Annotated in this window: 7 protein-coding genes and 1 tRNA gene; 7 read left to right on the plus strand and 1 reads right to left on the minus strand. The window is 72.2% G+C overall.

Annotated features, from left to right (window positions below; all coding sequences use genetic code 11):
• The first annotated feature begins 92 nt into the window (after positions 1-92).
• From GRQ65_RS15565 to GRQ65_RS15575, 3 genes are all read left to right on the plus strand, one after another.
• Complete coding sequence (locus tag GRQ65_RS15565) at positions 93-1,832, plus strand: AMP-binding protein (RefSeq protein WP_160878888.1); 1,740 nt, start codon at positions 93-95, stop codon at positions 1,830-1,832.
• Positions 1,829-2,296, plus strand: a complete 468-nt coding sequence (locus GRQ65_RS15570; RefSeq protein WP_160878889.1) for a redoxin domain-containing protein — start codon at positions 1,829-1,831, stop codon at positions 2,294-2,296. Before GRQ65_RS15565 ends, GRQ65_RS15570 begins: the two co-directional genes overlap by 4 nt.
• Before the next feature lie 309 nt (positions 2,297-2,605).
• Positions 2,606-2,680: transfer RNA gene (locus tag GRQ65_RS15575), tRNA-Val, on the plus strand.
• A gap of 28 nt (positions 2,681-2,708) precedes the next feature.
• Here the strand turns inward: GRQ65_RS15575 and GRQ65_RS15580 are convergent.
• The gene (locus GRQ65_RS15580; RefSeq protein WP_160878890.1) at positions 2,709-3,368 is read right to left on the minus strand and encodes an NADPH-dependent F420 reductase; all 660 of its coding nucleotides are present in this window, start codon (positions 3,366-3,368) and stop codon (positions 2,709-2,711) included.
• Between the two features lie 74 nt (positions 3,369-3,442).
• On the opposite strand from GRQ65_RS15580, the gene GRQ65_RS15585 reads away from it, so the two are divergent.
• From GRQ65_RS15585 to GRQ65_RS15600, 4 genes are read left to right on the plus strand one after another with little or no spacing between them, the layout of a single operon-like run.
• On the plus strand, positions 3,443-5,761 hold the full coding sequence (locus GRQ65_RS15585) for an HAD-IB family hydrolase (protein WP_337191771.1): 2,319 nt from the start codon (positions 3,443-3,445) through the stop codon (positions 5,759-5,761).
• A 10-nt stretch (positions 5,762-5,771) separates the two neighbouring features.
• Positions 5,772-6,968 carry a zinc-dependent alcohol dehydrogenase gene (locus GRQ65_RS15590; protein ID WP_160878921.1) on the plus strand — a complete coding sequence of 399 codons (1,197 nt, stop codon included), beginning with the start codon at positions 5,772-5,774 and terminating at the stop codon, positions 6,966-6,968.
• A 43-nt stretch (positions 6,969-7,011) separates the two neighbouring features.
• Positions 7,012-8,592: an NPN-dependent hydroxyacid isomerase, LarAH14/15/16 family gene (gene larAH / locus GRQ65_RS15595; RefSeq protein ID WP_160878891.1), complete on the plus strand. Its 1,581-nt coding sequence runs from the start codon at positions 7,012-7,014 to the stop codon at positions 8,590-8,592.
• A 7-nt stretch (positions 8,593-8,599) separates the two neighbouring features.
• Complete coding sequence (locus GRQ65_RS15600; RefSeq protein WP_160878892.1) at positions 8,600-9,514, plus strand: lysophospholipid acyltransferase family protein; 915 nt, start codon at positions 8,600-8,602, stop codon at positions 9,512-9,514.
• The last annotated feature ends 283 nt before the right edge of the window (positions 9,515-9,797 follow it).

Raw genomic sequence — 9,797 nt, forward strand, 5'->3', positions numbered from 1 at the left:
AGCGCGGCCCCGGGTCACGGCGTGTGCCGCGTGTCGGTGAACACGCGGACACCGGGTGTCGCCGCGGCCCCGCGCGTGGCATCCTGCGAAAGGTGCCCTCCTCGACACCGTCGTCCGGACCGCTCACCGCGCTGACCACCCGCGCCTCCTCCGCCGGCACCGCCGCGAAGGTGCTGCTCTCCTCGGGGATCATCAAGCCGTACTCCCCGCTCGCGCTCGCCCGGGTGCTGAAGCTGCTCAAGGACTGGGGCACCGGCCCCGCGGGCGGCTTCATGGCCATGGCGACGCTGCTGCCCGACCGGGTCTGGATCTCCGACGAGCGCGGTGACCTCACCTGGGCCGAGGTCGACGAGCGCACGGACCGCCTCGCCCGGGCCCTGCAGGGCCTCGGCGTCGACGAGGGGTCCTCGGTGGCGGTCATGGCCCGCAACCACCGCGGCTTCCTCGAGATCACGGTCGCCGCCGCCAAGCTCGGCGCGGACCTGCTCTACCTCAACACCGCCTTCGCCGGACCGCAGCTCGTCGAGGTCCTCGAGCGCGAGGACCCGACGGTCGTCGTGCATGACGAGGAGTTCACCGACCTGGTCGCCGACGCCCACGTCGAGACGCGCGTGCTCGCCTGGGTCGACTCCGAGGTGGAGGAGAACGGCGCGCGGACCAGCCTCGACCGGCTCATCGAGGGCGAGGCGCGTGGTGGCGCCCGGCTGCCCGCCCCCGAGCACCACAGCCGGATCATCATCCTGACCTCAGGCACGACCGGCACGCCCAAGGGTGCGCCGCGCAACGAGGCCGGGGTCGACGCGGCGATCTCGCTGATGTCGCGGATGCCGCTGCGCCAGGGGTGGAGCGTGCACATCGCGGCGCCGCTGTTCCACACCTGGGGCTACGCCCACATGATGCTGTCGCTGCTGCTGGGCCACACGCTGGTCCTGCGCCGCCGCTTCGACCCCGAGGGCGCCCTGCGCACGGTGGACGAGCAGGGCTGCGAGGGCTTCGTGGTCATCCCGGTGATGCTGCAGCGGATCCTGGGCCTGCCCGAGGAGGTGCTCGAGCGCTACTCGCTGCGCACGGTGCAGGTCGTGGCCGCCTCCGGCTCGGCGCTGCCGGGTGACCTGGCGCTGACCTGGATGGACCACTTCGGCGACAACCTCTACAACACCTACGGCTCCACCGAGGTCGCCTACGCCTCGATCGCGACGCCGGAGGACCTGCGCGAGTCGCCGTCTTCGGCCGGCAAGCCGCCGTGGGCGACCGTCGTCAAGATCTACGACGAGAAGTCCGACCGCGAGCTCCCGGCGGGGGAGTCGGGGCGCATCTTCGTCGGCAACAGCCTGCTCTTCGAGGGCTACACCGGCGGCGGCCACAAGGACATGATCGACGGCCTGATGTCCTCGGGCGACGTGGGTCGCTTCGACGAGGACGGGCGGCTGCACATCGAGGGCCGCGACGACGACATGATCGTCTCCGGCGGCGAGAACGTCTTCCCGCAGGAGGTCGAGAACTGCCTCGCCCGGCACGAGGCGGTCGTCGAGGTGGCCGCGATCGGCGTCGACGACGACGAGTTCGGCAAGCGGCTCAAGGCCTTCGTGGTGCTGCAGTCGGGGGCCTCGGCGAGCGAGGACGACCTCAAGGAGCACGTCAAGCGCAACCTCGCGCGCTACAAGGTGCCCCGCGAGATCGTGGTCATCGACGAGCTGCCCCGCAACGCCACCGGCAAGGTGCTCAAGCGCGAGCTCGCCGACCGCGGCGGGGACTCCGCTGAGCAGGACTCCGGTGGGCAGGACTCCGGTGCGCAGGAGTCGGAGGACAGCGGGCAGACTGCTGCCACGTGAGCGGACTCCAGCTCGGCGGCCCGGCCCCGGACTTCACCCTGCGCGACCAGTTCGGCCAGGACGTCACGCTGTCGTCGTTCCGCGGCCGCAAGGCCGTCGCCCTGGTCTTCTACCCCTACGCGTTCTCCGGGGTGTGCACGGGTGAGATGGCCGGGATCCGCGAGCGGCTCGCGGAGTTCCTCACCTTCGACACCGAGGTCCTCGCGATCTCGTGCGACCCGATGTTCGCGCTGCGCGCCTTCTCCGACAGCGACGGTCTCAACTTCCCGCTGCTCTCCGACTTCTGGCCGCACGGCGAGGTCGCCCGGGCCTACGACGTCTTCGACGAGCGCGCCGGCTGCCCCCGCCGCTCGTCGTACGTCGTCGACCGCGCCGGGACCGTCCGCTGGGCCGTCCACAACGCCATGCCCGAGGGGCGCGACCTCGACGAGCACCTGCGCCAGCTGCGCGAGGCCGCCGAGTAGTCGTCGGCCGCTGCCGGGTGGTGTGCCCGAGGACGAGTCCGGGCTCGTCCGTGGGCACGCGACCCGACTCCGACCCTGCACGCCTCGCACCCCGCACCCGCTGACCGCACGGGTGTGCACTGACCCGTTCGGACCATGCGGGACTGGCCCGGTCGGCTCAACTTCGAGACCACCCGGGCGGACCCGCCGTGGGGCGTTGCCACGGGCCCGTCCGGCTGGCTAGGTTCGTGCACGTCGAGCCGCTGGTGACCCGAGACTCCAGCGGCTCGACCCTTTCCAGGCTCCTGTCGTAGCCTCGTCCCCGGTCCGGGGCGTATAGCTCAGCGGTAGAGCCCCTCGCTTACAACGAGGTGGTCGGGGGTTCGATCCCCTCTGCGCCCACCACGGCCGCCCCACCAGGGCGTCGGCCCGCTCAGCGGGTGGCGGAGTCCAGGGCGGCGCGCAGCCCCTCGGCGTCGAGCCGGGGACCGTAGCCGGGGGTGTCGGGCTGGATGCGCCAGCTCTCGGCGGCCGCGCCGCCGTCGACGACGTCGTAGCCGAGCTCGTCGAGCCAGGCGGCGACCTGGGCGCGGGCGTCGGCGTCGTCGCCGTAGATCGCCAGCGCCCGGCGCTGCGCGGTGCCGCTCGGCGTGCCGTCGAAGGCGAGCTGGTCGCTCTGGATGTGGTTGAAGGCCTTGACCACCTTCGAGTCCGGCAGGTGTCGCTGGAGCAGCTCGGTGGACGTCGCGCTCTGATCGTCGAGCTCGGCGATCTGCCCGTCGCGCTGCGGGTAGTAGTTGTTCGTGTCGACGACGACCTTGCCGGCGAGCGGCTCGACCGGCACCTGGTCGATCGCGTGGAGCGGGATGGTGACGACCACGAGGTCGCCGCGCTCGGCGGCGCCCTGGGCGGTGTCGGCGCTCGCCCGGTCGCCGAGCTCGGCGACCAGGTCGGCGAGGGTCTCGGGACCGCGGGAGTTGCTCACCACGACGTCGTAGCCGGCCGCGGTGGCGATCCGGGCGACGGCGGTGCCGATGTGGCCCGCGCCGATGGTGGCGACGGTCGTGGTGCCGGGGGAGAAGGGGGTGCTCATGGGGGAGGAACGCCGCGCCGCCGGTCGCGATTCCCCGGGGGCACCGCACCTGTCCTCGGTGGGAGGTCGCGCCTGTGGCACGATCGTCCGTCGTGGCGGGTGCGGACGAGCGATCGGTGGCGGAGCGGCTGGCCGGTCAGCACGTCCTGGTGACGGGTGTGACCGGCTTCGTCGGCGAGGCGCTGCTCCACCTGATGCTCACCGAGGTGCCCGGTGTGCGCACCTCCGTGGTCGTGCGGCCCAAGGGCTCCACCACGGGTGAGATGCGCATCGCCAAGCTGCTCGAGAAGCCGGTCTTCGCCGACGTCGTCGCCGCCGCGGGCGGCGTGCCCGAGCTGATGGCCGCCCGGGTCGGCGTCGTCGAGGGCGACCTGGCCGACGTGCCGCCGCTGCCGACCGACCTCGACGCCGTCGTGCACTGCGCCGGCGACGTGTCCTTCGACCCGCCGGTCGACGAGGGGTTCACGAGCAACGTCGTCGGGGTGCGCGACCTGCTCGCCCGCATCGACGAGGCGTCCGCCGCCTCGGGCACCGACATCCACTACGTCCACATCTCCACGGCGTACGTCGCCGGCCGGCGCCGCGGCTCGATCCCCGAGGCGCCCGTCGACCACGAGGTCGACCTCGAGGCCGAGCTCGCCTGGGGGCTGAGCCAGCGCCAGTCGGTCGAGCACCGCAGCCGCAGCGTCGACGTGCTCGAGCGCGAGCGCCGCAAGGCCGAGCGCGCCCACGGCCGCGCGGGCCTGCTCACCGCCGCGCGGGCCACCGAGGTCGCGCGCCGCCAGTGGGTCAAGGACGAGCTGGTGCGCATCGGCACCGAGCGGGCGCGCAGCCTCGGCTGGACCGACTGCTACACCTTCACCAAGGCGATGGGCGAGCGGATCGTCGAGCGCTGGTCGGCCGCGGGCCACCGCGCCTCGATCGTGCGCCCCAGCATCATCGAGTCGGCTCTCGAGCGGCCCCACGCGGGCTGGATCGAGGGCTTCAAGATGGCCGAGCCGCTGATCCTGGCCTACGGCCGCGGCGAGCTGCCGGAGTTCCCCGCCTCCGCCGACACGATCGTCGACATCGTCCCGGTCGACCACGTGGTCAGCGCGATCGTGGCGGTGCTCGCGCACCCGCCGGCGCCCGCCGAGCCGGCGTTCTTCCACGTCTCGAGCGGCGACCGCAACCCGCTCACGTTCAACGTCCTCTACACCTCGGTGCGCACCTACTTCGAGCGCCACCCGTTCACCGCCACCGACCGCGGCAACGTGCGGCTGCCCGAGTGGCGCTTCCCGGGCGCCCGCTCGGTCGAGCGGCTGCTGTCGACCAGTGAGAAGGCCTGGAAGGCCGCCGACTACGTCGTCGGGCACGCGCCGCGCAGCGACCGGGCGCGCGACATGGCGCGCCGGCTGCACCAGCAGGGCCGCCGCCTGGAGTTCTTGCGCCGCTACCTCGACCTCTACATGGAGTACGCCACCGCCGAGCTGCGCTTCTCCGACCGCCGCACGCTCGCGCTCTACGAGTCGCTCTCGGACGCCGACCGCTCGACGTTCGCCTTCGACACCGCGGTCGTCGACTGGGAGCACTACTTCCTCGACGTGCACTGCCCCTCGGTCACCGAGCCGGTGCGCAAGCTCGACGAGCTGCGCGCCCTGCGCCGCAAGAGCGCGAAGACCGGCCTGCGCAAGGTGGGCGACAAGCGCGACGGCGTCGCGGCGTTCTTCGACATGGACGGCACGCTGCTGTCGTCCAACGTCATCGAGACGTTCCTGTGGGTGCGGCTGCGCGAGCTCGACCGGCTCGGTCGTCTCGGCGAGCTCGGCCGGATGGCCACCCGGGTGCCGAGCCTCGTGCAGGCCGAGCGCCGCTCGCGCAGCGACTTCCTGCGCGGGGTCTACCGCGACTACGCGGGGGCCCGGCTCGCCGACCTCGACGAGGTCGCCGACGAGCACCTGACCAGCCACATCCTGTCGCGGCTCTCGCCCGACGCCGTGCGCCGCATCCGCGAGCACCGGCGCGCGGGGCACCGCACCGTCCTCATCACCGGCGCGATCCGGCCGCTCACCCGCCCGCTGATCCCGCTCTTCGACCACATCGAGGCCGCCGAGCTCGAGGTCGACGAGCGCGGCATCTGCACCGGCCACCTCGCCACCTCGCCGCTCGTGGGGGAGTCGCGCGGGGCGTGGATGAAGTCCTACGCCGCCGAGCACGGCATCGACATGGCCGCGTCGTTCGCCTACGCCGACTCGCTGTCCGACCTGCCGCTGCTGGAAGCCGTCGGCAACCCGGTCGCCGTGCGCCCCGACGTCCCGCTCTACCGCCACGCGCGGCGCTCGCACTGGGACGTCGCCGACTGGGCGAGCCCGTCCGGCTCGACCCGTGCCCTCGACCCCGCCGCCCGGAGGTGACGCGGGGATGATGCTCGCGCTCGAGATGTTCCGCAGCCTGCCGCGCACCGTCGCGGGCAAGGCGATGGGCTCGCGGATGCCTGGACTGCTGTCCGGCTTCGCCGCCCCCCTGCGGCTCGTGACCATCGACCCGCCTGTGGTCGACCGGCCGGGCTGGGCCCGGCTGCGCACCCGGCTCTCCGGCATCTGCGGCTCCGACCTCGGGGCACTGTCGGGGTCGACGTCGCTCTACTTCTCCGCGGTGGTCTCGCTGCCGTTCGTGCCCGGCCACGAGGTCGTCGCCGAGCTCCTCGACGACTGCGAGGACCTCCCCAAGGGCACCCGCGTCGTGCTCGACCCCGTGCTCACCTGCGCGGCGCGCGGCGTCGAGCCGTGCGAGAACTGCGCGCTCGGCGACACCAACCGCTGCTCGCGGATCACCGTCGGCGACCTCTCGCCCGGACTGCAGACCGGCTTCTGCAAGGACACCGGCGGCGGGTGGGGCCAGCAGCTCTCCGCCCACCGCAGCCAGATGCACCCGGTGCCCGAGGGCTGGTCGGACGAGCAGGCCCTGCTCCTCGAGCCGCTGTCGTGCGCGGTGCACACCGCCCTGCGGGCCGGCGTGCGCGACGGTGACCGCGTGCTCGTCAGCGGCGCCGGCGCGGTCGGGCTCTTCGCGACGCTCGCGCTGCGCGAGCTCACGCCGGCCGGCGAGATCGTCGTCGTCGCCAAGCACGGCCACCAGCGCGAGCTCGCCCAGCAGTTCGGCGCCAGTGAGGTGGTCGCGCCGCGCGAGGTGCTGCGCCGCGTACGCCGCTCGACCGGCGCCTTCCAGCTCAACCCCGACTACGCCGCGCCGTACCTCCTCGGCGGGGTCGACGTGGCCGTCGACGCCGTCGGCAGCAAGCAGTCGCTCGAGACCGCGCTCGGTGCCACGCGCGCCGGCGGTCGCGTCGTGCTCTCGGGGATGCCCGCCGCCGCCGACCTGTCGGCCGCGTGGTTCCGCGAGCTGGAGATCGTCGGCACCTACGCCTCCTCGCAGTCCGAGGACGCCTTCGACAAGGCGATCGAGCTCGGCTCCCTGGAGCCGGTCGTGCAGCTGTCCAAGACCGTGGTCTCCTACCCGCTGCACCGCTGGCGCGAGGCCCTCGACCACGCCCACGCGGCCGGCCGTCTCGGGACGGTCAAGGTCGCCTTCGACCCGAGGTCCTCGGGCAGCTCGTCGTGACCAGCGACCGCCGAGACCAGTCGACAACAAGGATGGATGTCAGATGAGCAGGCCAGGTTTCGTCCTCGAGGTCGACGACCGCACGCCCCCGATGATCGTGCACGAGGGGCTCGGCTTCCGGCTCGAGAGCTTCCCGCTCGGCACCCGGGTGGTCTACCCGCCCGAGTCGCTGCCCGCAGTGCCCGACGTCGACGCGGCGATCGACCACGCGCTGCGCAACCCGGAGGAGTCCGAGCCGCTGCCGGCGCTGCTGCGCGCGGGCATGCGACTGACCATCGCCTTCGACGACCTGTCGCTCCCGCTGCCGACCATGAAGGCGCCCGACATCCGCGGGCGCATCATCGAGGCGGTGCTGACCATGGCCGCCGAGGCGGGCGTGGACGACGTCAAGCTGGTCGCGGCCAACGCGCTGCACCGCCGGATGACCGCCGCCGAGCTCAAGCACATCGTCGGCGAGCGGGTGTTCCGCTCGTTCTACCCCCAGGGCGACCTCTACAACTTCGACGCCGAGGACCAGGACAACCTGCTCCACCTCGGCACCACCGAGCACGGCGAGGACATCGAGATCGACAAGCGGGCGGCGACCTCCGACCTGCTCGTCTACGTCAACGTCAACCTCGTCGCGATGGACGGCGGCCACAAGTCCGTCGGCATCGGGCTGGCGTCGTACAAGTCGATCAAGCACCACCACAACGCCAAGACGATGGTGCACTCGCGCTCGTTCATGGACCACAAGAAGTCCGCGATGCACCACTCCGCCTGGCGGATGGGGCGCATCATCAAGGACACCGTCAAGGTCTTCCAGATCGAGACGACCCTCAACAACGACATCTTCCCGAAGTCGCTCGCCTTCCTGCAGAAGCGCGAGTGGGAGTGGTCGGTGCGCGACCAGGCCTCGATGCTGGCCGTCAAGCGCGGGCTCGCGATGGCGCCGCAGAAGGCGCGCCACAAGCTGTTCCACGACGTCCGCTCGGTCTACGGCCTGACCGGTGTGCGCGCAGGCGAGGTCGAGGCGGTGCACACCAAGACGTTGGAGAAGGTCCACGCCCAGCACAGCGTCGAGGTCGACGGCCAGTCCGACGTGCTCGTCATGGGGGTGCCCTACGTCGGCCCCTACAACGTCAACAGCTCCATGAACCCGATCCTCGCGACCTGCATGGGCCTGGGCTACTACTTCAACTCCTACCGGGGTCAGCCGGTCGTCCGCAAGGGCGGCGCGGTGATCCTCTACCACCCCCTCGACGAGGGCTTCAACCAGCTGCACCACCCCTCCTACGTCGACTTCTACGAGGAGGTCCTCGCCGAGTCGACCGACCCGGCGGTCGTGGGGGAGAAGTACGAGCAGCAGTTCGCCGAGGACCCGTGGTACCGCCACCTCTACCGCACCTCGCACGCCTACCACGGCGTCCACCCGTTCTACATGTGGTACTGGGCGGCGCACGCGATGGACCACGTCGGCGACGTGATCTGGGTCGGCGGCGACCGCAAGGCGGCGGCGCGGCTGGGCTTCCGGGCCGCGACGACGCTGCAGGACGCGCTCGAGATGGCGTCCAGCACGGTCGGTCCCTCGCCGTCGATCACCTACCTGCACAACCCGCCGCACCTGCTCGCGGACGTGCGGTGAGGTCGGCATGAGCCTCGCCTCCGATCTGAAGCAGGTGCGCGAGGGCTGGCGCTGGGGTCGGCGCCCGCTCGTGCCGCGCTCGGCCGAGCCCTACGTCCTGCCCACGCAGAAGAGCGTCTTCCCCTCCGACTGGTCGCGCGGCCCGGCGGCCGTGGCGGCGCGCGAGATCGCGCAGAAAGCCGGGCTGGAGCCGCTCTTCCGCTCCCAGGTGCGCACCCGCGTCGAGGGCCTCGACGTCCTCGAGCGCCTCGAGGGCCCGGTCATCTTCGCGGCCAACCACGCCTCGCACCTCGACACCCCGCTGGTGCTGCTCTCGCTGCCCGACGCGTGGCGGCGGCGTACGGCGGTCGCCGCAGCGGCCGACTACTTCTTCGACACCTGGTGGCGGGCCGTCGGCTCCTCGCTGGTGTTCAACACCTTCCCGATCGACCGCCGCGGCGGCGCGATGGCGACCACGCCGGGCGAGGTGCTCGCCGAGGGCTGGTCCCTGGTGATCTTCCCGGAGGGCACCCGGTCCAAGGACGGCTGGATGGGCAACTTCCGGATGGGCGCGGCGTTCCTGGCCGTGGAGCACGGCGTGCCGGTCGTGCCGGTGGCCCACCGCGGCACGTTCGCGGCGATGCCGCGCGACCAGAACTGGCCCTCGAAGGGCCGTCGTCAGCTCACCGTCCGCTTCGGGGAGCCGCTGAGCCCCGCCGAGGGTGAGAGCGTGCGCGACTTCGCGCCCCGCATCCGCGACGGGGTCGCGGCGCTGCTCGACGAGGACAGGAGCACCTGGTGGGAGGCGAAGCGACGCGCCGCCAGCGGCACGACGCCCGACCCGTCGGGGCCGGACGTCGCACCGTGGCGGCGCGTGTGGGAGCAGTCGGAGTCGCCGGAGTCGGACTCGCCCCGGCGGCTCAGGGTGTGGCAGCGGTACTAGACGCCCACGGTGGTCGAGGAGGCGCGCTGACGCCGTCTCGAGACCACTGTCGAGAGGTGTGGTTTCGAGACAGGACTTCGTCCTTCCTCAACCACCGAATCGGTGGTTAAGGAGGTCCGCCAGGACCGTCTCGAAACCACGACCGGTGAGCGCCTCAGGACGCCTGGTCGAGGGTCGGGTAGTCGGTGTAGCCCTCGGCGCCGCCGCCGTAGAAGGTGTCCTGGTCGGGCTCGTTGAGCTCGGCGCCCTGCTTCCAGCGCTCGGGCAGGTCCGGGTTGGCCAG

Origin of the sequence: Nocardioides flavescens (assembly GCF_009823805.1) — a bacterium.
GTDB classification, from domain to species: domain Bacteria; phylum Actinomycetota; class Actinomycetes; order Propionibacteriales; family Nocardioidaceae; genus Nocardioides; species Nocardioides flavescens.